A 20,856-nucleotide genomic window follows, 5' to 3' on the forward strand; every position below is an offset into this window, starting at 1 on the left:
AGCTCACTGCCCCCTGACGAGCAGGCTCCGTCAGGCGGACCAGAGCCGTCTCCAGGCCCTCATGTAGCGTCCGTTTCCTGATCGACGTCGGAGCCCTCGCCCGCCTCTTCCCACCACATGCCGATCCGCCGCCGGCAGCGGCACTGCTTCGCCCGGCCCGTTCAGCACACCGCCGAGTGGACCACGCCCTCTGGGGGTGCTCAGAGGAACGGTTCGTGGAGGAGTACTGCGCCTGCCTCTACGAAGGACTGAAGCCGACAGAGCAGCGCTTCGCGACAGCCGACCAGAGCTCTCGAGCGCCCTGGCAGTGAGACGTCAGTCGTTGTCGATGGCCTGGTCCGCCGCAGCCAGCCGCCGGTCACAACCTCACCCGCGAACACCCGCCAGAGCTGCTGGCCACGTTCCCGCAACAACTCATGCCCGGGTAACTCGGTCAACCAACTAGGTCACACACCGCACCTAGAGTTTGATCAAAGAGACGCGCACCAGCGCGGGCACATCAACGCCCACTCGAGCCCAGCCGTCCACGCACACCCGTAGGAGCCCCGCATGACCGATCAGTCACCCCAGACCAGCCCCACCGCCGCCTCGGACCCCATGCGGAATGTCTACCTGCGCCTTGTCGCCGATGAGTCGATACCCCTGGAAGCGCGCGGGCAGTTCACCTATCTGCGCCAGGTGGCTACGGACCTTTTGGCAGGTATCGTCCTCGACACCCCGGACAGCGTCCGAGTTCTCACCGACCACGATGTGGCTCTGGTCGAATGGGACACCCTCGAGGCGGCGGCGCGCGCCAACTTGCTCAGCGAGCCGGTCAACTACGACACCATTGACCTTCCCGGGGGCGCACTCCTGCACATCCTCGGCCACCCGGAGTCGGTGTTCGCGGCCAGCAAAATCCTCATCCTCGAAGAGGCAGTGCGCGCCGCCGGCGGCCCGGAGCTCCCCACTGAGGGAGTGCTGCTCACTGTTCCGAACCGGCACAACCTCGTGTTCTACCCGCTCGCGGACAACCATGTGGGCGAGGCCGTCAACGCTCTGGCGCAGTTCGGACAGGGTGCCTACGAGGACGGCCCCGGCCGTATCTCCCCGCGGGTATTCTGGTGGCGGGCTGGCTCTTTGACCTCAATCACGGTCTTCGACCCTGACAGCCGGACGATGAGCATCTCTCCGCCCGACGAACTGATGACCATCATGCGGAGCCTAGCCAACGCCGGCAGCTGAACACCGCACGATGTTTGGATGTTCTCCAAGTTGAGTCGTCCGGGCAACACCGCCGGGCAGCAGACTGCGTGAGGGACTGTAGGTCGATAAGACCCCTCGGTGCACCAACGCTTCTGCCAACTCACGACAAGCCGAGCACCGTCTTCACCCCGCCTGAGCGCGCTGCAATGTACCGGTATTGGACGGCTGCCCCCAGAAGCCGTGCCACGAACTAACTCTCCGCCGACGTCACCTTGACCATGTCGTAGAAGGAAATTGCCATGACACAGACCCAGCCCGATCAGCTCCGCACCGTACCGCCGCAATCACGACCGCAAGGCCGCGCTCCGCTGTCCCCGAGGCCGCAATACACGGACCTGTTCGTTGCCCCACCGGCCGATCGGAACATCCAGCAGGACTCTGAGGAGGAGTACTACGAGGAGGAAGGTCAGCGTCGCACATACGGGCGCTGACCTGCCGGTTCGCACAGCGGATATCGCGTGGACGTGCCCTGGGCAGGCGCCTGTAAGCGAGCATCGCAGCGCCTTCGCGTCGTGCGCGCCTGCCCTCCTCAACAACCTCCGACCGCGACTACATCGTCTGAGGCACCGACGGCCGTAGGGACGCGATCTGCGGCGGTGCCTGGCACTTGCGCTCTCCCCACCTCGCCAGTGGCCACCCGCATGTGTGCAGCAAACGAGCCCTGGCAGGCTTCTCGGTCCGCGTCGCTGGGCGCAGGTACGGTTGACTGTCGTCGCCGAAGACCGAGCGGCGCACAATTCATGGGGGCCGTGCAGTGAAGAGCGACGATATGCCGCTAATACCAAGCGGGCAGTGGCTGGAGGAACGTCTGGGCAAAGGAGCGCTCTGGCGGCCGGCCGAGGGCCAGCTGCCGGCTGAACTGACCGATGCCCGGTCGCGGGAGTTCCTGCTCACAGTCGGCTTTCCCGCCGTTCACCTTGACGCCGTAGGGCTCGACTCGCGGCACTTGGCGGACAAGGAATGGGCGCCGCTACGCCGACGACCACTCACCGCCCAAGAATTTCGCATTCCCTTTGGCTCTGTGGGGCGACCAGCACCTGATGCTCGACGCCGCAGACGGGGGCATCACCCACTACGACCCCAACGGCTGGGATCACGGCGACGGGTGGCAGGGGCCGGCCGCCGAATCCCTGCCGAACCTGGCCGTGCTCCTTGGACTGATCGCCGAGTCGAGCAGCGCCCTGGGCTCGGCGGACGACGGCGTACGTGAGGCCGCCGTCAGCGGTCTCCGTGAGCGAATGATCGGCGAGGACATTTATGTGGACGAATCCGACTTCTGGACAGACCTTCTCGAGTAACTGGGCTGAAAGTGAGGCCGTCCGCTCGTCCGGAGTCTCCCTTCAGGGTTCTAGCGCCATCGTCGGGCGTACTCCATAGAGGCCCGAACAAAGGCGTTGGACGCCTGGAGTCGATCACCGCCCTGGACCAGTCCAGCTGCTTCGCGACCAGAGCCCTTTCGCGCCAAGGGCGTCTCCCATGGTCGTTCCAGAGGCTCTCCTGACGCAGCGATGCTTGTACGAATCGTCTGATCAGGTCCGGGAGTGCCAGGTTGTAGGCCCATACGACGAGGTGATGCGGGCCATCGCCCGCATCCACGCCTCACTGCTGCGCTCCTAGCGTTGCCTTTAAGTCACACCTTCATAGTGTCCCCCGGGAAGCCCGGCTGGGCAGAGAATTGCGAGAAAGCGCACGCTCGGTCGGCCTGTGAGAGGGAGGGTCGGGAGCAGGGCCCCTACGACGCGGGCCCGTGAGCCGACGGGATTCCGCCTCGTGCAGCGGATGCTTCTCATTTGGTGAGAAAGCTGGTCTGACGGCCGGAGGTGTGCAGCATGGTGGTTCCGGTCAGACACGACGAGGGGATGAAGATGCGGCACTCCACAGAGAAGTACGCCGGTGTTGCACGGGGCAACACCCGTTGGGCGGCGCTGGTCGGCGTGACGGCCCTGGCCTTGATGCCGACGGTCGGGTTCGCCAGTGCGACAACGCAGACCAGTGGACAGGTCATGGCCAAGCCGTGTGGATTCTCCAAGTCCGGTGGCAGGGCCTGGTACAACCACTGCACTACGGACGGGTCTCGTATTCAGATTCGAATGGATCTCGTCGCAGGCATTGACACGAACAAGTGTGTCGGGCCCGGCGAAACCGTGCTGGGTTGGGCTTTCGAGTACCGAAACGCCTGGTACACCGGCAGGTTGTGCCGCTAAGCGGTCTTGTGTAAGTCGGGTGGAGGTTGGGCATACCGGCTGGTGGGAGGGGGGCCGCCGTGCCGAAACCGCTGATACTTGAGCTTACGCCGGATCAAAAGAGTGATGTCGAGGGACTGCTGCGGCGACGGGACCTGCCGCGGCACACTCGGATGCGAGGGGAGTGTGTGCGACTGTCAGGGCAAGGCCGGACGGTGCCCGAGGTCGCTGGGATCCTGTCGGTCCACCCCGTCACCGTGCGGCGGGCCCTGCACCGCTTCACTGCCGGTGTTTGACGGCACTGGCCGACGCACCCCGTTCCGGGCGGCCTGTGAAAGTCACCCGGGCGGATCTGGACGCGATGGAGGAGATGCTCGACGAGGCCGCCGAAGATGGCGGCCCGTCCTGGACACTGCCCCGGCTCGCGGCGTGGCTTGAGCGCGAGCGCGGAGTCGAAGTTCACTCTGCCCGGCTGCCCGTGCTTCTCAGACGGGACGGGTTCCGGTACAAACGCACCCCTACCACCATGCGGCACAAGGCCGACGAAGCCCTCCAGCGGATCGCAAAGGATCAGCTGGAGGGCCTGCGGCTGTACGGCTGAGGGCCGAAGCAGGCGAGCTGGCCCTCTACTACCTGGACGAGGCCGGCTTCTCGCCGACCCTGCCCACCGGATACACCTGGCCAGGCTCGGCACCCGTGCCGTTGTCTACCAAGAAGGAATCTGCGGACGCCGGGTCAACGCCCTCGGAGCCCTGCGTGTTGACGGCCCCAACCCACAGTTGCCCTTCCACACAACCACCGGCAAGATCACAGCCGAGGTTTTGCTGGACTTCCTCTGCACTCAGGTCGCCGGACTACCAGCAGGCCGTGACGGTCTTACCGCCGGCCTGCCGCCCGGCAGGCCGACCAGACCCCGCACCGTCGTACTCGACAACGCATCCGCCCACGTCAGACGCGTGATGAAGAACGCCCGGTCGCTTCTGGAGGCCCACGGCGTGACCCTCTTCTACCTGCCGCCCTACAGCCCCGAGCTGAACAAGATCGAACGAGTGTGGCGGTCGGTGAAGTACGAGGACATACCGATCCGCGCCTACCCGTGGATCGAAGAACTGCAGGCCACCGTCGACCAAGCCCTCACCCACCGCAACACACAAATCCGAACAACAGCACACGACTTACGCAAGACTGCTTACTGTAAGTCCGCAACCAAGTGGGGAGTGAGAGCGGGCCTGGGGAGAAAGCGACCAGGGATGTTCATCGCCCCACTCGGTCCGGTTCTCAACGAAATGGGGAAATTCAGTGAGCGCCGGGCCGTCGATGAGCCGGTCCGCACCGTCGTTCGGTCTCAGCACCGCGTGGACCTGCCACTGCGCTTACGATCGCCCGCGCACCTTCTGACGGATCTCCTCGCAAAGCCTCACGCGATCTGGGTCCGTTCGAAAGCGAATGCCCCTCTGGCTCTCTACTGCCTCAGCCAGCCTCCCGGTCTGGCCCCCAGTGAGTTCGTCGATGGTCGAGTCCCTGGCAACCGTAGCGGCCGCCGTTCTCGGAATCCTTGCCGCCGCCGGAATCATGGCCGCCTTGCACCCCGCCCTGGTGCCGCTCCTGGTCCTCGCCGTCGTCCCCCGCGGCGCGGCGGCCATCTACGCCGCCCGCGCCGCACACCGCTCGGAGCAGCACACCCTCTCCGACCGCAGGCTGCGCCACACGCTGATGTACTACGCCTCCGGCCGGCCAACCGCCCTCGACGTGCGGGCCAACACCATGAGTACCTGGCTGCTGGCCCAGTTCGGCGACATCGCCAGGCGCCTGGAGGTCCACGCCGAGCACAGGCCGCAGCACCGCCCGCTACCAACTGGCCGGCGACGCCCTCGGCGGCGCCGCCATGCTCCTCGTCTACACAGCGCTTCTCCTCCTCGTCACCGACGGGCGCGTGCCGCTCGCGTCCGCAGGTACCGCCCTGATCGCCGTCATGCACAGCCGCAACCTGCTGACCGGCCTGTCACGCATGCACACCACCTACAAGGTCGGCCTCTACCTCGGAGACTGGAGCGCCTTCATCAGTGACGCCCACAGGAGCCGGGCGAACGCCACCGCCTCCGGCCGCGTGCAGGTACCGCAACAGCCCTCGGGGGCAGCGACAAGCCCGTCCTCAATGACATCCGTGTCACCGTGTGCCGGGGTGAGGTCCTGGCGATCGTCGGCGCCAACGGGGCCGGAAAGCCGACCCTCACCAAACTGCTGGCCGGCTTGTACGCCCCGACCAGCGGCACTGTCACCTGGGACGACATCGAACTGACCACCGCCGACCCAGACGACGTGTACTCATGCCTCGAATGCTGCCGCAGGACATCTCACGGTGGCAGACCACCGCCCGCGACAACATCACCCTCGGCCAAGGAAGCGGGGACGACGGCGCCGTGCGCGCGGCCGCCGTCGCAGCCGGGGCCGACACCGTGCTCGAAGCTCTCTCCAAGGGCCTCGACACCTACCTCTCCCCCTCCCAGTGGGGCGGGCAGGACCTGTCCCCCGGGCAGTGGCAACGGCTCGCCGCAGCCCGCGCGTTTACCGCGAGAACGCACCCCTGCTGATCTGCGACGAACCGACCTCGGCCCTGGACCGCATGCCGAGGAAGCGATGTACGACCGCATCCGGGCCCTCAGCGCTGGCCGCACCGTCATCCTCATCACGCACCGCCTGGGCTCCACCCGCAACGCCGACCACATCATCGTCCTCAATCAAGGCCGGCTGCTCGAAGAAGGAACGCACGAATCGCTGATGGCAATGCCGGGCTCCGAGTACGCCACAATGTGGGACAAGCAGGCAGCCAACTACAGCAACGAAAGGGCCTAAAGTCCCAAGAGATGAAGGTCTTTGACGGCGGTGACGGCCAGCACCTGGAGATGACCAGCGGCGGCACTGCGGTGTTCGTGGACGTGCTGACGCTCGCCGTGTCCACGCTGGCCCATGAGCCGTGGGACTTCCTCTTCGCCGCACTACTGACGCTCCAGGATCAGAACGTGATGGGGCGTGGAGTGGTCGGCTTCGACCTGTCGGAGCTCGGCTGAGGAGACACGCCACAGGAGGCGGGTGTCCACGAGCCGGCCATGTGAGTGAGGGGCTGTTCGCCACGACAACGGGCGAGCAGCCCCGTACGGTCTCCGCCGGGCGCTCGTCCGCGATGCCCCCGCGTCCTCCAGGTCGGCGTCCGGCCTTGGATGCCCCCGCGCTCGGCTCTCTCTCCGTGCTCCGGGTCGACCCGGCCGACGTGCCCAGCGCCCTGCGGGCCGTCCTGGCGAGGTTCTGACGAGGACCGGGCGCAGCCATCCGTCGCGTCATAAGACTCGCCGCGCTCTGGCGTAGGGCGCCGGTGAGGGTCGCGGAGCGGTACGGGGGCTGGCCATGGGGCTCCGGATCGGTCACTTTCGACCCAACCACCATAAACCGGCCAGGGGTGGCCTGAACAGACCCCGTCGACGCGGCGCGACGGACGGTGGCCCGGGGTGACGCGGGCGGGCGGAGCCGGAGCCCGGTCGGCCCCCACGGCTACAGTCCTTGATCATGGATCAGGACGAACTCATATCCGCGTTGGACGCCACCCGGTTCGACAAGGCGGCCACGGCGGACCTCGTGCGCAGGCTGGCCGAGCCCGGCGCGGCCGCCGTCCCCGGGCTGCTGGCCGTGCTGCACACGGTGGAGCGCCACGTGTTCTTCGCCATCCGGGACGCCTTGCGGCTGATCGGACCCCCAGCCTTCGACGCGGCACTGGCCGCCCGGGAGCGGGCCGAGGACGTCCCCGACTGGTGGGAGCTGGGGCACGTTCTGCGGGCCTTCGACGAGCGGTGCCTCGACCGGTACACCGCCGCACTCCGGCATCCCATGCAGGACATCCGGCGGCAGGCGCTCGGGGGCCTGGAGAACCTCGGCCCCGTCGCCGCCCCGGCGGCCCTGGCGGTGATCCCGTTCCTCGCCGACCGGGACCGGTACGTCCGCCACACCGCCGCCAAGACCGTCCGGGCGATGGGCGCGGCAGCGGTGCCTGCGCTCGGAGCCGTACGCCGCGACGGCCCGGGCCGGCTGCGCAGGCACGCGCTGACCGCCCTGACCGTCATCGGCGGTGAGGCGGTGCTCGACGAGCGGGACGTACGGGCCTGGGAGCGGCTCGTACGCATCAAGGTCACCGAACCGGACGACGTCGTCCGCGGCGACCTGCCGGACCACTGCTGGCTGGCGGTCCCCGCCGACACCTACGAGGAACTGTTCCCGGCCATGGGACTCCACGACCGGCGGCCCTGCACCATCACGATGGGCCTGTCCGCCATGGACGACGACACGGCGACCGTGACGGGCGAGGACGGCGCGAAGCGCACGACCCACCGGGTGTTCGTGCCCCCCGAACTGGACGGCTGGCGGCTGGTGTACGCCGACTCCTTCTTCCGCGAGGAGGCGTGGGACCACCACCGCCTGGTGTCCCGGATCAGCGCGCGGTGCGGGCAGGCCCAGTTCTTCTACCAGGACGACCACAGCGACTCGATGGTCTGGACCCTCGCCCGGGGCGGCGAGGTGCACCGCGGCTACTGGCGCTACGGGGAGCCCGAGTGGACCGGTGAACCGATGGCCTGGGAGACACCGCTCAGGGAGGGCTCCCCCGGCGGTTCGGGCGAACCGGACGGCGAGGATCCGGGCGCCTCCCAGGAGTGGGGAGTCGAAGGCGCGGCGCGGGCCCTCTCGCTCTTCCCGGGCGACGTCGGTGAAGAGACCCGGGTCCGCGGCCACGGCTGGCTCGCCGTGACGCTGCCCGGCATCGGCCACGGCCCGTTCACCGGCGCCCTGCAGATCTGACACCGGGTAGCGGCGACCAGCCGGCGTGGCCGCCTCAGCCGGTACTCCGCGACGCGGCCCGGCGGGCGGCGCGGCGGCGCTTGAGGGCGCGGCGCTCCTCCTCGCTGGGCCCACTCCAGGCACGTACGGGAAAGGGACCGCGGGAGTCCCCGTCGCCCGGCTGACCTGCACCCTGCGGGCTGACGCAGATCTCTCCCGGCCCGCCGACGTTGCCTTCGCCTCGGGGGCGGATGTGACACGCACCGGCTGGAAGTAGATCACCGCTGTCCCCGACAACCGCGTACGGCTGGCCGGTTCGTCGGTTCCCTCGAAGAGCCCGAGCGATGTGCTGCGCCACTACCCGCGGGACGGGGACGAGCAGCCGCTCGATGTGGTCAAGGCGGAGCTGCGTACGCAACCGGGGGCGGGCGGGGCCGCTCCCGGCGCCCACGGGCAGGTGAAACCAAATGAAGTACCAGCAGTTCAGGTTGTGGACCGGGGCACTGTGCTCCTCCCGGCGCTGGAGCACCGGCTCACCGGCCTGACCGCGGGCCGGGACCTCACTCTGCCGGTGGGTCTCCTCGCCGTCCTGCTGACCCTGCTCCTGGGCGCAGGCCACGCGGCACTGCCCGGGCACGCCAAACTCGCCGTCGCCGCCTGCCTGGCCCGCCGGGAGGGCGGCGTCCGCGCCGCCCTCGCGGTCGGGACGACGGTCACGGCCACCCACACCGCCGGGGTCCTGACCATGGGCCTGATCCTCACTGCGAGCGGCGGCTTCGTAGGGGAGCAACTGCTGGGATGGCTGGGGGCGATCAGCGGTTCGGTGATCGCGGTGCTGGGGATGGTGCTGACGGTGACGGCGGTGCGGGCCTTGCGGGCGGGACGGCCCCCGGCGCACTGGCACCACAAACACAGCCATGGGCAAGCACACAGCGAGACACCGGAACACACTCACGGTCATGAGCACCGGCACACAACCGGCCCCTCACACTGCCACGCCCATCACGCGCACGAGACCGACTCCCGCGACGGGAAGAAGCCGCGCCGCACCGGCCTGCCCGCGCTCGTCGGCGTAGGACTCGCGGCCGGTCTGGTGCCCAGCCCCTCGGCCCTGGTCGTCCTGCTGGGCGCCATCGCACTGAGCCGGACATCCTTCGGCGTCCTGCTCGTCATCGGCTACGGCCTCGACATGGCCCTCACCCTGACCGCCGCCGGCCTGCTGCTCTCCAGTGGTGGAAGCAGGCTCGCCACTCTGGGCGAACGCCGCCTGCCCTCCCTGCGCCGATACACTCGCTACGCGACGGTCCTCACCGCTCTCGCCGTACTCACCGTAGGCATCAGCCTCACGTTGCGAAGCCTGCTCACGCTCTGACCCCCCAAGAAGTGCAACCAGGCATGGGAGACCAGCGAACCACAGGTCAGGGTGTACAGCTTCGAACTCACCCGCGCCGCCGCCGGCAAAGACAACTGCGAAGCCCAGGACGTCAAGAGGTTCCGGATCTCCCTCGACCTGCGAACGGTACATGCGCGAACACAGTAGCCTCCGGCGCCAGCGTCATCACCCAGGACGGAAAAGCTTACCTGGAACCCGGGTAGGACCAGTTCCGCACCGCCGGCACATCCCGGCCGATCGCTGTGCAGATCACTGTGCTGAGCGCCCCTGCTCACCTGCTCACCTGCTCACCTGCTCACCTGCTCACCTGCTCACCTGCCCCAGAAGTATCCCCGCGACGGCTGTAAGTCCATCAGCTTTCCCGGCAGCTCAGCACGAGGCCCTCTCCCCCTCGAAAGTTATCCGATCTGCCGAGACCCGCCACATCCAAAGGCATGTGACGCGGCCGTGTTCGACGCTTCGCGATGCCGAGCAACGAAAAGCGACAGAACGGCCGCTGAGGCGGGACCTGGAGGCAGGCATGGCGACGGAGTGCGGGGCCTTGAGTACGGGCCTGCGCGGTGCTGCGCCTGGAGGGTTCGGGCACAGCTGCTGGTGCTCAGACACAGAATTGACCCATGATCTGGACGTCAGAATGCACCATGAGGTGGGTCTCTTGCTGGCATAGATTGATCAGCACAAGGCCCCGGGAGACGCCCGAAGCCGCAGCCCAGCACAGGGAGTACGACTATGAACGCCGCCCACGCCGCGCCACTGACACCGGTTCTGACTCGCGCCGCTACCGCCGAGACCACGAGTGACCCGAGCAGTGTCATGACGCTGCTGGCCGACTGCGGCACGGATGGCAGCTCGCTCACCAGCTACCGCTCGCAGTTCGCCAAGGGCGCTGTGGGTGCCCCGGCGCACTTCCACACCCGTGCCTCGGAGCTGTTCTTCGTCATCGGCGGCTCCCTGCAGGTACTTGTCGACGACGAGGTGAAGATCCTGGATGAGGGCGACCTTCTGCTCGTACCGCCGCACACTCCGCACGCTTTCGCGGCGGCTCCCGGTGCCGAGGCTGACGTACTGTTCGTCTTCACGCCCGGCATGCCGCGGTTCGACTACCTTCGGCTGCTCGGCCGGGTGATGCGCGGCGAGGCGAGCCCGCAGGAAATCGCCGAGTCTTCCGAGCACTTCGACAACCACTACGTGGACAGCCCGATATGGCGCGCCGCTCTGGAAGCCGCACACTGAAGGAGGATGTCGCACGTGGTCACTCTGTCTGACGGGCCCCTCACATGGCCGACGCCTCACTGTCAGCCAGCTGGGCGGGAGGTGGCTTGTTGACCCTCACACCGTGTCAGGTACTGAACTCGGGAACATCATGTTCACCATCGGAGACTTCGCCCGGCACGGCCGCGTATCGGTCCGGATGCTGCGTCACTACGACGCGACCGGCCTACTGCGCCCCGCCCACGTCGACCCCGCCAGCGGCTACCGCCACTACACGGCCGCCCAGCTGGCCCGTCTCAACCGTGTCATCGCGCTCAAGGAACTCGGGTTCACCCTCCAGCAGGTCCGGGACATCCTGGACGAAAAGGTCACCACTGAGGAACTGCGCGGCATGCTGCGGCTGCGGAGGGCCGAGCTGGAGGCCACGATGACCGCGGCGGCGGCGCGGTTGGTCCAGGTCGAGGCGAGGCTCCGGTCGATCGAGAGTGAGGGGCACATGCCCACGAACGACGTCGTTGTGAAGAGCGTGCCTGCGATCCGGGTGGCGGAGCTGACAGCGACTGCCGCGAGCTTCGAACCGGAGGACATCAGCCCGGTCATCGGGCCGCTCTACGACGAACTGTTCCGCCGCCTGCACACGGCCGGCGTCACGCCCGCGGGGCCCGGTGTCGCCTCCTACGAGGACGCCCCGGAGGGCGGCGGCAGGATCGTCGTCCACGCCGCCGTCCAGGTCGCGGCCCCGCTCCTGGACGGCGCCTTGCGGGTGCTCGACCTGCCGCCCATCGACCAGGCGGCGACCATCGTGCACCGCGGCTCGATGGACACGGTGCTGCCCGCGGCCCAGGCCCTGGCCTTGTGGATCGACGAAAACGGATACCAGTCAACCGGATACCCCCGGGAGATCAACCTCGAGTGCCCGGACAACCGCGACGACTGGGTGACCGAACTCCAGACGCCGTTGACCAAGCCCTGAGACCCACGGACATCGTCCCAGACCGAGACCCCACAGCTCGAGCGTCACGGCCGGGCAGTCGGTGACCGCAACCGTCCGCAGCTGCACTGCATCAATCACGCCGCGTGAGTCGCAAGCAGATTTCGTGCGCGCCCGGATCGCGGGATCGCCGTGCGGCTCACGTGGTGCGAGAAGGCGGCCGCGCGCCGGCACGGGGTGCGGGGCCCCCGCCTCGGCGTCGGGCGGCGATCAGTCAGCGTCCGTCGCGGTACGCCAGCCAGGACCCGTAGTGTGGGTTCAAGTGCTGGAGCTGGAGTCGATGACGTCACAGCTCGCTCGGAACCAGAATTTGAGAACCCCCTCCCCTGCCCCGACGTCACGCCTTTTGCCCACCAGACGCATCATCCCCCGCCATCACCGTCGCCCTCATCTCCGCTCCTGTCGCCGCCACAGCCGCCTACACCGCCGGGCGAGTTACGCCGTGGCGTCATCGCAGTCGTCAACCCAGCCGGCCAGGAGGCTGAGGGCACCGAGCCGTTCGAGGGCTTCCTGGGCCGTCATCTGATCGGTACCGTGGGCGGAGGTATTGTGGATGGTCATCTGCACCCCGGGGGCAAAGAACTTCAAGCTCGTGTTCATCGTCTTCACGCTCTGGTTCGCCGGGTCGCCGGGCCAGCGCAGGCGAGGCTCTCCCTGCTTCGGCGGCACTTCGGAGAAGACCTGCTGCCAGAGGCTGGTGGCTGCCACGTCGTGGCGGTCGGTGCGGGCCTGGACGCGGCCTATGAGGGCCTCCGCGGCGGCGGTGACGGCCTCCCGGTAGTGCTCGTTACGCCACAGACGCGCAGCGGAGCCCCCCACCAAGGGGTGCATGTCAGCCAGCCCCCTACAGGCCGGCCCGACTCCCCACACACCGCCAGGACCACCCCAGCGGACAAGTCGAGGCGAGTCGTTCAGCCTACTTTCGGCCGCCCGTCCGCAAGCCGGGCGGCGGTTGAGTCAGCCGTGCCGCGTGCCGGTACCGATGACACCCACCAGAACACGTACCGCATGCTGCCAGCAGGCCACGCGCGGGCAACCGTGGCCGACGTGCGCCCTACCACCGCCCGGGCCCGCGACGACCGCCCAGGCCGACCCCGCGCACCGACGCCTCTTCGACACCGTGTCGGGGGTGGAGGTGAGCACAGGCTCGAACGCCGTCCGGTGTGACCGGGTCTAGTCGCAGGCACAGCCGCTCATGATGCGGATCTCCGATTTTCCCCAGGGCTGCTCTTCGTTCCCCAACCGGCTGCTTCGGCAACTGGGGTCTGGGCGGCCCGCCTCGGAGTGTGGGGTCGTGCCGAGCAGCTCGGGGCGATTTCGGCGGTGTTTCGCTCATCCTGGACTGGTCGGCCCGCCGTGGTGTCAGGGGCAGATGGAATTCTCCGTGGCGACAGCCATCTGACAAGCGGGACGCGTCCGAAGCCAGTACGAGCGAGCCGCGATGATCAGGGCGATGCCGTAGACGGCGAAGGCGACCATCCCGATCCAGCCGACCAGCAGCGCGTCGCCCGAGGAGTGGAAGTCGCCACGCCGCATCGTCACTACGCCGGCTGTGGCCAGGGCCAAGTATCCGACCCCCACAACGCCATACGGGGCGAGCGTGGCAGCTCCGAGCAGAGCCGGGGCGAGCGGGAGCCAGCGCGGCACCCGACGGCCGCGCAGGAACAGCGTCCAGCGCGGGAAGACTTGACCCCACGGGCGGACCAGGCCCCAGAGCAGAAAAACGCCGAGCACGGCCAGTAACGCGGCCGGGTCCAGCCCCCAGGACTCCAGGGTGAGGAAGATCTCCGAGGCACCGTTGCGCTCCGAGACCGCGAGCATCTCCTCACCAGTGATCCCAGCGAACGTCCCGCCGGACGCCCAGACCAGCTTCATCGTCGCGTACGGGACAAAGGCCAGCGTCCCTGCCCAAGCGGCGAGTCGGACGATCTGCGGTGCAGCGGACGGTGCTCGTACGGCACTACCGGCGGTCGGTCGGTCGGACCGGGCCGTGGCCGCCAGCAGGACCGCCCCGACGGCCGAGAGGGCCTTGTTCGCGGCGGAGACCCCGCTGTCCACGCCCTGACCGAGCATCAACGTGATCACATCCATCAGCAGGCTGAACGCGGTGATCCCGGCCAGGGCGCAGGCCACCCAGAGCAGCACCCGCAACGCCGGCCGCAGCCCGTACAGCATCACCGCTCCACTGACCAAAGCGGCCAGCGCGCCCACCGCCACGACCACCCAACCCAGCCCGGAGGCCCTCGAGTCAGTGCCGTGGTACGGCAAGGAGGTTCCGCTCAGCGCCGACGCCAGACCGAAGCCGGCATACAGGACCGCCCACAGCACCGTTGCCCTGGCCACCCAGCGCGGCCATCGCTGCCACCAGGCGTTCCAGGGTGCCTTCATGGTCCGCTCATCACTTGTCATGTTCTGAACGTCGCATCGACTGCGACGGCGTGACATCGGCCGCCGGAACGATCTCCCTCCCCCGAGCGGGTGAGCTCAGCGGTTGCACGGGTGGGGAATCTCGGTGAGCAGGTCCGTCCCACCTCCGAGTGTCGGGTGGGGAGATCAGTGGTTCTGACCGCAGTTTCGTGAAGGATCTTGGGGTATCTCGGCCCGCTGCCGCCCGTCCGAAGCCGCCTGGTTGGATGAACGCATGACGGATTGGTCGACACTCACCGACGCGTGCGGTTCGGCAGAGCACGTGCCTGCTCTCCTGGATCGATTCGAGACAGATCCGAGCAGTATGTGGTCCGAGCTGATGGACCACCTGTGTCCGCAGCTGGACACCGCCTTCACCGCCAGCTTCGAAGCACTTCCGCGCTTGGCCGAGATCGCGAGAGCGTGCAGCCCGGAGACCCTGGGCGGGGTGCTGCTGGCGGCGGGAGCCATCGTTTCCTGTTCGCCCGGCTTGTCCGGTCCCGACAGCCCTCTGACGGTCTTCTCGGCTCCGATTGCGGTTCTGCATGACCTCACCGATCGCCGCCTGAGCCAGACGGCCGGGGCCGAGGAATACGTGCATCTGCTGCAGGCCCTGCTCTCCTTCGAGGGCGTCGAGATCTGGGACCGCTCCCTGGACGGCCTGCAAGCGGGGGAGTACGAGGTCGACTGCCCCTGCTGTGGCGTCACCATGTTCGTCGTCATCGGACAGGACGACTCCTTCTGCTGCACCGACGACTACGCGCTGCAAGCAGTGGAGAAGTCACCCCTCCAACCGGCACGAACGCAGCAGCTGGAAGGGCTGCCCCGAAGGCTGTTCACGCGGACCTTGGCGGACGGCCAGGAGAGCCTGGCGCATGCCGTCCGTTACCTGTTCGGGCGGGCCGTTTGCCCGGACTGCGGGACCGAATTCTCGGTGGCCGAGCGTGTGGTGGCCGGCTGGATTCCGTGACCGGCCCGAGGCCGTGTATGGGCGGAGATTCAGGTCCGTCGTAGTCGATGTGTGATTCACTCGCGTCGGCCGTCTCAAAGACGGGGGCGGGTAAGGGCTCCGACGCCTTCACACACGGCCTCACAGCCCTCAAGCAGTACATCGCGCGGGAAGGGAAGACCGTTGTGGGGCGGCAGCACGTCGAAGAACTGCCCGACGGGACATCCGTACGACTCGGCGTATTCCTCAGCAACCACAAAAACCGACGCCACCGGTTGAGTGAGGACCAACTCACCACCCTCGCCAACCTCGGACTCGACTCGGCATAAGCATGGGGTCGATGGTCGGCCTGTCAGGTACGAGCAGCCCGCCCATCGCATCGCGTGACGGTGACTATCCGAGGTGACGCGTCAGCGCCTCGTGCGTAGCGCAGCCGCTGGGTCCGCCTTGTTGAAGCTCCTATAGATCGGCAAGCCGGGCTGCGAGGTCCATAGGATGTGTTCGTGGCTCGGTTTGATGAGGTTAAGGCGACGTTCTGGGGCGAGGGCCTGTACGGGGTTCAGCCACCGCTGACCGACGCGGTCGTTCAGGATGCCGAGCGCCAGCTCAGTGTCCGTCTGCCGGCCTCGTTGCTGGAGATCCTGCGGGTCCAGAACGGCGGCCTGGTAGCGGAGTGGTGGAACGCGTTCCCGACCGATGTGCCGACGTCGTGGAGCGAGAACAACGTGCCGCTCGACGACATGATGGGCATCGGCCGTCACGACGACCGACTTTCATTGCTGGACTCGCCCTACTTGGTCGAGGAGTGGGGTCTTCCGTCTCCCCTGGTTCTGCTCTCCGGTGATGGTCACTGCTGGATCGCTCTCGACTACCGGGTATGCGGAGAGCGCGGGGAGCCGTCCGTGACGTGGTTCGACGTGGACACCGACTCGGAGCTCCAGCTGGCGACGGACTTCCAGACGTTCGTCGAGCGGCTGACTGCGGCCGCGTCCTTCGACCTTGATGACGCGGACGGCAGCCGGTCGGCGTCATGATCTGGCTCCGGTCGAGCCCGCCGTGTCCAGAATGCTCGTGCTCCTGAGGTGTCTGTAGACCTCGCGGGAGCAGAAGCCGACGGGCAGCGTTGTGCGGGAGCAGCGCAGCCACACGTGCCCGTCCTCGCGCTTGAACCGCTTCACCGTGGCCTCGCCGTCCAGCATGGCGGCCACGAGACTACCCCCGCATCCTCGCCGTCTTCAACGAGGCCACCACCCCCTACGGGCCCGCGACGTCTGCGAAGCCCTCGACCATGAACTGCTGCCAAAGAACGTCGAGGGCACCCGCGTCAAGCTGAAACGCCTGGTCAAGCTCGACATTCTCGCCGAGGTCGACACCGGCAGCTTCGCCAGGAAGCAGTAGTCGACTGTGCCCCGCGACCAGCAGCCCTGGCCCACTCCCATCAGACGAGAATCACCTCAGGAACCGCCCGCTAAGCAGACGGCGGTCCTGCAGGCAGGGAACCGGACTGTGTCCCGCGGCGGCTGGCGGCCCAGTCGCACAGCTCCGTCATCGCGACCGCCTCGATCTCATCCTGCAGGCGTCCGCGCGCGGCCTCGTCCCGCTCCGACTCCGGGACTAGGGTGTAGCGCTGGACGGCCAGGCGAAGCCGCGACCACGCTTCCGCCGCCAGAACATATCGCTCCAGGTGGTTGAAGACCTGGCGGAATCCACCGATGAAGACGGTGGCGCCGGCCATGACGGCCGTGATGGCGGCGGGGGACTGCAGACCTGCGGCCACCACGGTGCCGGCGCCGGTGAGTAAAGCGGACAGCTCTACTGTCCGGTGCCATCGGCGCGCGCGATCACGGGCTCGCGCGTACCAGGCCAGGTCCATGAGCGCGTGCGCGAGCAGCGGATCGTCAGATGCCGGGAAAGGTTCGGGTGGTGTCCGTCTCGGTATTAGCACATAACCATGCTGCATGGCTGAGGGGACGAAGGGGCCTCGTTACAGGAAACGGCCGGGCCGAGCGTGACCCCGCACTAGCCCACCGTGGCCCCATCCCAATCTCAACGGGAAACCGACATCACCTCACACACCGCCCTCTACAACCCGAGCCTCAGGACGCTCGCAGGCGAGCGTCGGGCCTGAGCGCGACGCCCGGCACCCGGAAGTCCTAGCGGCGGCACCGACGGGAACGGCAGCCGCACCGCACACGCCCCTCAACATCGTTCTGGGACAACGGGCAAGAACGATCTTGAAAGGCCGGTGCAGGCAGTCGGTTCGCCCGGCCTCCCTCAGAGCGGGAGGGGGAGGTCAGGCAGCGTGCGGACACGGAGGTGGGCCCGCTCGGGCACCTGGACTCCACCACCTAGAAGACCTTTCCCTCGGAACGCGTCTACGCCCCCACCACGAAACCCCAGCTCACACTGATCACCTGCGCCGGCCGGGACAACACCACGAACGACTGCTGAGCTGAACCGGGCTCCCATGGCAGCCCAGGTGGTGTTGTGGCTGCCGGAGCAAAAAGACCGTCATTTTCGGTGGGCAGTGATGATGAGGTTTGAGCGACCGCCACCATCGCCCACACGATCGTGACCACCGCCGCGCAGAGCATCACCGTCCGGCCACGCCTCAGGGCCACCTTGTCCACCAGCCAGGCGAACATGTTCGGTCCAGGCACTGGTCTCGGATAGCTGCTTGCCACGGCAGCGCGCACAACACGCAGTCGTCACCGCCGTTCACCGGCCCCTCTCGCCCATATGCACGCGCCGAAGGCCGCGAAGCGATCTCACTGCGGGAAACTTCGGGGCGGGTGCTTGCCAGACCAGCCGTGCCGTTTCAGTAGCCGCCACACCGTCGCCACCGACAGGCTCACTCGCAGCCGACGGCGGATCACCGTCTGAACCCGGACCAGGGTCCAGCGTTCGTGTTCGAAGCCGTGCGTTGCCGGGTCTCTGCCGAGTTCCTCCTCCAGCACGGCGACGTCGTGGCCCGCGGAGTGTCCCGGCATTACTGCTCCCCAGAGCACATGTGAGCAGAGCCGGTCCCAACCCGCGCGCTCCATGCCGGCACGAACCACCCCAGGACCCTAGCCGGTTATACGCGCGACCAGCACAGCGCAGCCGCTCGGTCGAGGAGCTGACCGCGCTCGGCTTCGGCCGCGTCTCGCGCAACACGGTGCAGCGCATGCGCCTGGCCTACCGCAAGCATGGCCTGTGGGGGCTTCCCCACTGCTCCGGCGCCGCACCCGTCACGCATGTTTGATCACCGGCCGACACGCAGCTCACTCGTTCGACCGTCGCCGCGGCGTATGGGTCTGTGGGTGTTGGGGGGCACCGTCCGGCTGGGGGTCAACTTCCATCTGCCAGACTCCGGTCGAGGACACCGAGGAGCCGGGCTCCGGCGCGGTCGGTCCCGCGGCGCCCCCGCTTCCCGCCCGCCGCCTTTTCCAGCCGTAGCCGCGCGGTACGTCCGCGCAGTGTCAGTGTCATCAACTGGTTGCCGAACCAGGGTCCGCCGGTGCGCTCCCAGCGGACCGCCGGTCTTGCAACCCGTCCGTGGCGGGCGAGGAGATGCCCGATCGCTTTCGCGAACCGGCTCCAGCCGAAACGGAATCCGATCCGTATGGCTGCGGGCACCGAGTTGTGCAGCGGTGAACATGTGAACTGGAAGACGTGGGAGCGCGGCTGCTGTCCGGTGGCCCAGACTGGCTCCGCCACATACGCGTGGTGTACGTCTCCGGAGAGCACGCACACCGTCGCCGGAGCGGCGTCGGCTCTGCCTACCTCGGCGACCGTCTCCGTGAGATTTTCGAACGACGAGGTGAACGCCGCCCAGTGCTCCAGGTCCGCGCGTCGGCGCAGCCATTCCCCGAAGCGTGCCCAGCGAGGTCCCCGTTCGCCCCGGCAGAGTGCCGCGTGCCAGCCCTCCGCGAAGTGAACCATCGGGGGCAGCAGCCACGGGAGCGAGGTCCCGATCAGCAGGTGGTCAACGCCGCCGGGGTCGTCGAAGGCCTGCGTCCGCAGCCAGGCCGCTTCCTCGGCGTCCAGCATCGCCCGCTGCTGCTCCTCCAGAACCCGCGCGGCCCGGGTGTCGACCATCACCAGCCGGGTGCGGCCGAAGTCCCTGCGGTAGCTCCAGCGCACCGTCGCAGGGTCGGCATCGGCGCGCTCGGCGAACGCGCGCAGCACCTCCGTACCGTCGTCGGCCGCCAGTACCGCCGCGTACAACGTGTCCTCGGCGAGCTCGGCGGGGGAAAGGTTCCCGAGGTGCTGGTAGACCCAGTACGACATCAGGCCGCCGGTGATCCGCTCGTGCCACCAGGGCGTTGCCCGCATGTCGGCTACCCAGGCGGCGCTGGTGTTCCAGTCGTCGATGACGTCGTGGTCGTCGAAAATCATGCAGCTGGGTACGGTCGAGAGCAGCCAGCGCAGCTCGGGGTCGCCCCAGGACTCGTCGTAGAGGTGGGTGTACTCCTCGTAGTCGGCGACCTGATCGGGTGGGGCGGCGGAGCCGGTGCCAGCGGCCCGCCGATGCCGGGCGATCCAGGCGCGGGTGTCGGCGGAGGTCTCGTCCGCGTACACCTGGTCGCCGAGGAGGAGGAGAACGTCCGGACGCTCGGCCTCTAGGTCGGCGGCGAGCCGGGCGGAGAGGGTGTCGAGGACATCGGGTCCCACCGGATCGGGCTCGCCCACGGCAGGCGCCGCCCACCGGCACGAGCCGAAGGCGACCACCGCGCCCGTCGCCGGGACCGGCGGTGTGTGAATCGTGCTGGGCGGCTGGGGCGAGTCCGGAAGGGGCCATACCCGCTCGCCGTCGAGCAGCACTTCGTACCTCGTGGCGGACCCGGGGGTGAGTCCTGTCACGACTACCAGTGCGTAGTGGTGGCCGAGGATGCGGAACGTGGGGGCCGAACCACCGGCGCCGCCAGGGCACCGGACCTCCGCCGTGCACGCCCGGTCGGTCTCGACCCACACCGTCGCGCTCGTGCCCGTCTCCCAGTCCACATGGCGCAGGAGCGGGCCCAGCCTCAGACCGGCCATCGAGAGTTCCCTTCTGGCGCTCCGCACGGTAGGGAGCGGCCGCTTTTACAGTACTGAGGGGACGGCGGAAACGGCGCCGTTGTGCTGCCCGGCCGCCCCGCGCGGCGGACACGGGAGCGGCGGGTCAGCGGCGACGGCGAGGGAATGGTGCGCCCCGGGGGCCGGGTCCTGGCCGTCTCCACCGACTCGCCTCTGGCAGCGCGCAACGGTGCCCATGGAGGACCTGGCCGGCCAGACGGTGCTCGACCCAGGCAAGAACGTCCCCGGGGACGGGTTTGCCGCCATGTGCCCCGACCGCACCCCCAGCGGGCAGCACATCCACCGCGGACTTCAGGCCCGGACCTTCCCTCCTCGCTCTGGTCGCAGCCGGGCGCATCGTCTGCCCCCTCAACAGTCACCTCCGCGCCGCAACGATCTGGATCGACGACCTGCTCAATACCACCCCCCAATGATCACAACATCACACAGGCCCTAAGGCGTCGTTTCTTATGGCTTGATCGTTCGTTGAACGGTGCATGACGGATCTGGTTGAGCGTTTAGTGCCGGACGAGTTGTGGGTGTTGTTCCGGCGGGTGGTGCCGCCCACGGAGGTGAAGCGTCCGCAGGGCGGGGGCCGGCGGCGGGCGGGTGACCG

At 68.1% G+C, this 20,856-nt stretch carries 20 protein-coding genes and 3 pseudogenes; 16 read left to right on the plus strand and 7 right to left on the minus strand.

The features are described from left to right. Nucleotides 1-549: 549 nt before the first annotated feature. From AC07FK_RS29870 to AC07FK_RS29935, 14 genes and pseudogenes are all read left to right on the plus strand, one after another. Nucleotides 550-1,224, plus strand: coding sequence for a hypothetical protein (locus AC07FK_RS29870; protein WP_479108056.1), 675 nt, complete (start codon nucleotides 550-552; stop codon nucleotides 1,222-1,224). Between the two features lie 1,061 nt (nucleotides 1,225-2,285). Then, nucleotides 2,286-2,543, plus strand: a complete 258-nt coding sequence (locus AC07FK_RS29875) for a hypothetical protein (RefSeq protein ID WP_479108057.1) — start codon at nucleotides 2,286-2,288, stop codon at nucleotides 2,541-2,543. Nucleotides 2,544-3,074: 531 nt separating this feature from the next. Then, entirely contained in the window at nucleotides 3,075-3,449 is a 375-nt protein-coding gene (locus AC07FK_RS29880) for a DUF6355 family natural product biosynthesis protein (RefSeq protein WP_479108058.1), read from the plus strand. A 152-nt stretch (nucleotides 3,450-3,601) separates the two neighbouring features. Further along, nucleotides 3,602-3,724: a helix-turn-helix domain-containing protein gene (locus AC07FK_RS29885; RefSeq protein WP_479108080.1), complete on the plus strand. Its 123-nt coding sequence runs from the start codon at nucleotides 3,602-3,604 to the stop codon at nucleotides 3,722-3,724. Next, on the plus strand, nucleotides 3,721-4,029 hold the full coding sequence (locus AC07FK_RS29890) for a winged helix-turn-helix domain-containing protein (RefSeq protein ID WP_479108059.1): 309 nt from the start codon (nucleotides 3,721-3,723) through the stop codon (nucleotides 4,027-4,029). Before AC07FK_RS29885 ends, AC07FK_RS29890 begins: the two co-directional genes overlap by 4 nt. A gap of 76 nt (nucleotides 4,030-4,105) precedes the next feature. Next, nucleotides 4,106-5,392 carry a transposase gene (locus tag AC07FK_RS29895; RefSeq protein ID WP_479108081.1) on the plus strand — a complete coding sequence of 429 codons (1,287 nt, stop codon included), beginning with the start codon at nucleotides 4,106-4,108 and terminating at the stop codon, nucleotides 5,390-5,392. A 196-nt stretch (nucleotides 5,393-5,588) separates the two neighbouring features. Continuing rightward, nucleotides 5,589-5,720 (plus strand): annotated as a pseudogene (locus AC07FK_RS29900) (ATP-binding cassette domain-containing protein); the annotation flags it as partial. Nucleotides 5,721-5,755: 35 nt separating this feature from the next. Next, nucleotides 5,756-6,019 carry a hypothetical protein gene (locus AC07FK_RS29905; RefSeq protein WP_479108060.1) on the plus strand — a complete coding sequence of 88 codons (264 nt, stop codon included), beginning with the start codon at nucleotides 5,756-5,758 and terminating at the stop codon, nucleotides 6,017-6,019. Between the two features lie 46 nt (nucleotides 6,020-6,065). Beyond that, nucleotides 6,066-6,281, plus strand: a complete 216-nt coding sequence (locus AC07FK_RS29910; protein WP_479108061.1) for a hypothetical protein — start codon at nucleotides 6,066-6,068, stop codon at nucleotides 6,279-6,281. A gap of 11 nt (nucleotides 6,282-6,292) precedes the next feature. Further along, nucleotides 6,293-6,496: a hypothetical protein gene (locus tag AC07FK_RS29915; RefSeq protein ID WP_479108062.1), complete on the plus strand. Its 204-nt coding sequence runs from the start codon at nucleotides 6,293-6,295 to the stop codon at nucleotides 6,494-6,496. Nucleotides 6,497-6,989: 493 nt separating this feature from the next. Next, a complete protein-coding gene (locus AC07FK_RS29920; protein ID WP_479108063.1) occupies nucleotides 6,990-8,270 on the plus strand; it encodes a HEAT repeat domain-containing protein in 1,281 nt (426 codons plus the stop codon). Nucleotides 8,271-8,739: 469 nt separating this feature from the next. After that, on the plus strand, nucleotides 8,740-9,621 hold the full coding sequence (locus tag AC07FK_RS29925; RefSeq protein WP_479108064.1) for a hypothetical protein: 882 nt from the start codon (nucleotides 8,740-8,742) through the stop codon (nucleotides 9,619-9,621). Nucleotides 9,622-10,371: 750 nt separating this feature from the next. Then, nucleotides 10,372-10,875 carry a cupin domain-containing protein gene (locus AC07FK_RS29930; protein ID WP_479108065.1) on the plus strand — a complete coding sequence of 168 codons (504 nt, stop codon included), beginning with the start codon at nucleotides 10,372-10,374 and terminating at the stop codon, nucleotides 10,873-10,875. A gap of 130 nt (nucleotides 10,876-11,005) precedes the next feature. Then, entirely contained in the window at nucleotides 11,006-11,827 is an 822-nt protein-coding gene (locus AC07FK_RS29935; RefSeq protein WP_479108082.1) for a MerR family transcriptional regulator, read from the plus strand. 453 nt (nucleotides 11,828-12,280) lie between these two features. Here AC07FK_RS29935 and AC07FK_RS29940 read toward each other — a convergent pair whose 3' ends face one another. Beyond that, on the minus strand, nucleotides 12,281-12,676 hold the full coding sequence (locus AC07FK_RS29940; protein WP_479108066.1) for a TIGR02391 family protein: 396 nt from the start codon (nucleotides 12,674-12,676) through the stop codon (nucleotides 12,281-12,283). A gap of 531 nt (nucleotides 12,677-13,207) precedes the next feature. Further along, nucleotides 13,208-14,233, minus strand: a complete 1,026-nt coding sequence (locus AC07FK_RS29945; RefSeq protein ID WP_479108067.1) for a hypothetical protein — start codon at nucleotides 14,231-14,233, stop codon at nucleotides 13,208-13,210. Nucleotides 14,234-14,486: 253 nt separating this feature from the next. On the opposite strand from AC07FK_RS29945, the gene AC07FK_RS29950 reads away from it, so the two are divergent. Both AC07FK_RS29950 and AC07FK_RS29955 read left to right on the plus strand, forming a co-directional pair. Then, the gene (locus tag AC07FK_RS29950; protein ID WP_479108068.1) at nucleotides 14,487-15,221 is read left to right on the plus strand and encodes a hypothetical protein; all 735 of its coding nucleotides are present in this window, start codon (nucleotides 14,487-14,489) and stop codon (nucleotides 15,219-15,221) included. A gap of 482 nt (nucleotides 15,222-15,703) precedes the next feature. Further along, nucleotides 15,704-16,234 carry an SMI1/KNR4 family protein gene (locus AC07FK_RS29955; RefSeq protein ID WP_479108069.1) on the plus strand — a complete coding sequence of 177 codons (531 nt, stop codon included), beginning with the start codon at nucleotides 15,704-15,706 and terminating at the stop codon, nucleotides 16,232-16,234. A gap of 105 nt (nucleotides 16,235-16,339) precedes the next feature. Here the strand turns inward: AC07FK_RS29955 and AC07FK_RS29960 are convergent. From AC07FK_RS29960 to AC07FK_RS29980, 5 genes and pseudogenes are all read right to left on the minus strand, one after another. After that, nucleotides 16,340-16,417: pseudogene (locus AC07FK_RS29960) on the minus strand (LexA family protein); the annotation flags it as partial. A 251-nt stretch (nucleotides 16,418-16,668) separates the two neighbouring features. Next, the gene (locus AC07FK_RS29965) at nucleotides 16,669-17,160 is read right to left on the minus strand and encodes a DUF4231 domain-containing protein (protein WP_479108070.1); all 492 of its coding nucleotides are present in this window, start codon (nucleotides 17,158-17,160) and stop codon (nucleotides 16,669-16,671) included. Nucleotides 17,161-17,575: 415 nt separating this feature from the next. Next, complete coding sequence (locus tag AC07FK_RS29970; RefSeq protein ID WP_479108071.1) at nucleotides 17,576-17,845, minus strand: hypothetical protein; 270 nt, start codon at nucleotides 17,843-17,845, stop codon at nucleotides 17,576-17,578. A 138-nt stretch (nucleotides 17,846-17,983) separates the two neighbouring features. Further along, nucleotides 17,984-18,157: pseudogene (locus AC07FK_RS29975) on the minus strand (helix-turn-helix domain-containing protein); the annotation flags it as partial. 373 nt (nucleotides 18,158-18,530) lie between these two features. Then, nucleotides 18,531-20,222, minus strand: coding sequence for an alkaline phosphatase D family protein (locus AC07FK_RS29980; protein ID WP_479108072.1), 1,692 nt, complete (start codon nucleotides 20,220-20,222; stop codon nucleotides 18,531-18,533). Nucleotides 20,223-20,856 lie beyond the last annotated feature (634 nt).

Source organism: Streptomyces sp. NPDC046122 (assembly GCF_056429965.1).

Excerpts from the sequence above, each read along its gene's own strand:
- AC07FK_RS29965 (WP_479108070.1), bottom strand. The coding sequence starts at position 17,160 with ATGCAGCATGGTTATGTGCTAATACCGAGACGGACACCACCCGAACCT.
- AC07FK_RS29875 (WP_479108057.1), top strand. The coding sequence starts at position 2,286 with ATGCTCGACGCCGCAGACGGGGGCATCACCCACTACGACCCCAACGGC.
- AC07FK_RS29880 (WP_479108058.1), top strand. The coding sequence starts at position 3,075 with ATGGTGGTTCCGGTCAGACACGACGAGGGGATGAAGATGCGGCACTCC.
- AC07FK_RS29935 (WP_479108082.1), top strand. The coding sequence starts at position 11,006 with ATGTTCACCATCGGAGACTTCGCCCGGCACGGCCGCGTATCGGTCCGG.
- AC07FK_RS29980 (WP_479108072.1), bottom strand. The coding sequence starts at position 20,222 with ATGGCCGGTCTGAGGCTGGGCCCGCTCCTGCGCCATGTGGACTGGGAG.
- AC07FK_RS29970 (WP_479108071.1), bottom strand. The coding sequence starts at position 17,845 with ATGTTCGCCTGGCTGGTGGACAAGGTGGCCCTGAGGCGTGGCCGGACG.
- AC07FK_RS29910 (WP_479108061.1), top strand. The coding sequence starts at position 6,066 with ATGTACGACCGCATCCGGGCCCTCAGCGCTGGCCGCACCGTCATCCTC.
- AC07FK_RS29870 (WP_479108056.1), top strand. The coding sequence starts at position 550 with ATGACCGATCAGTCACCCCAGACCAGCCCCACCGCCGCCTCGGACCCC.
- AC07FK_RS29950 (WP_479108068.1), top strand. The coding sequence starts at position 14,487 with ATGACGGATTGGTCGACACTCACCGACGCGTGCGGTTCGGCAGAGCAC.
- AC07FK_RS29930 (WP_479108065.1), top strand. The coding sequence starts at position 10,372 with ATGAACGCCGCCCACGCCGCGCCACTGACACCGGTTCTGACTCGCGCC.
- AC07FK_RS29905 (WP_479108060.1), top strand. The coding sequence starts at position 5,756 with ATGCCTCGAATGCTGCCGCAGGACATCTCACGGTGGCAGACCACCGCC.
- AC07FK_RS29920 (WP_479108063.1), top strand. The coding sequence starts at position 6,990 with ATGGATCAGGACGAACTCATATCCGCGTTGGACGCCACCCGGTTCGAC.
- AC07FK_RS29915 (WP_479108062.1), top strand. The coding sequence starts at position 6,293 with ATGAAGGTCTTTGACGGCGGTGACGGCCAGCACCTGGAGATGACCAGC.
- AC07FK_RS29885 (WP_479108080.1), top strand. The coding sequence starts at position 3,602 with ATGCGAGGGGAGTGTGTGCGACTGTCAGGGCAAGGCCGGACGGTGCCC.
- AC07FK_RS29940 (WP_479108066.1), bottom strand. The coding sequence starts at position 12,676 with ATGCACCCCTTGGTGGGGGGCTCCGCTGCGCGTCTGTGGCGTAACGAG.
- AC07FK_RS29945 (WP_479108067.1), bottom strand. The coding sequence starts at position 14,233 with ATGAAGGCACCCTGGAACGCCTGGTGGCAGCGATGGCCGCGCTGGGTG.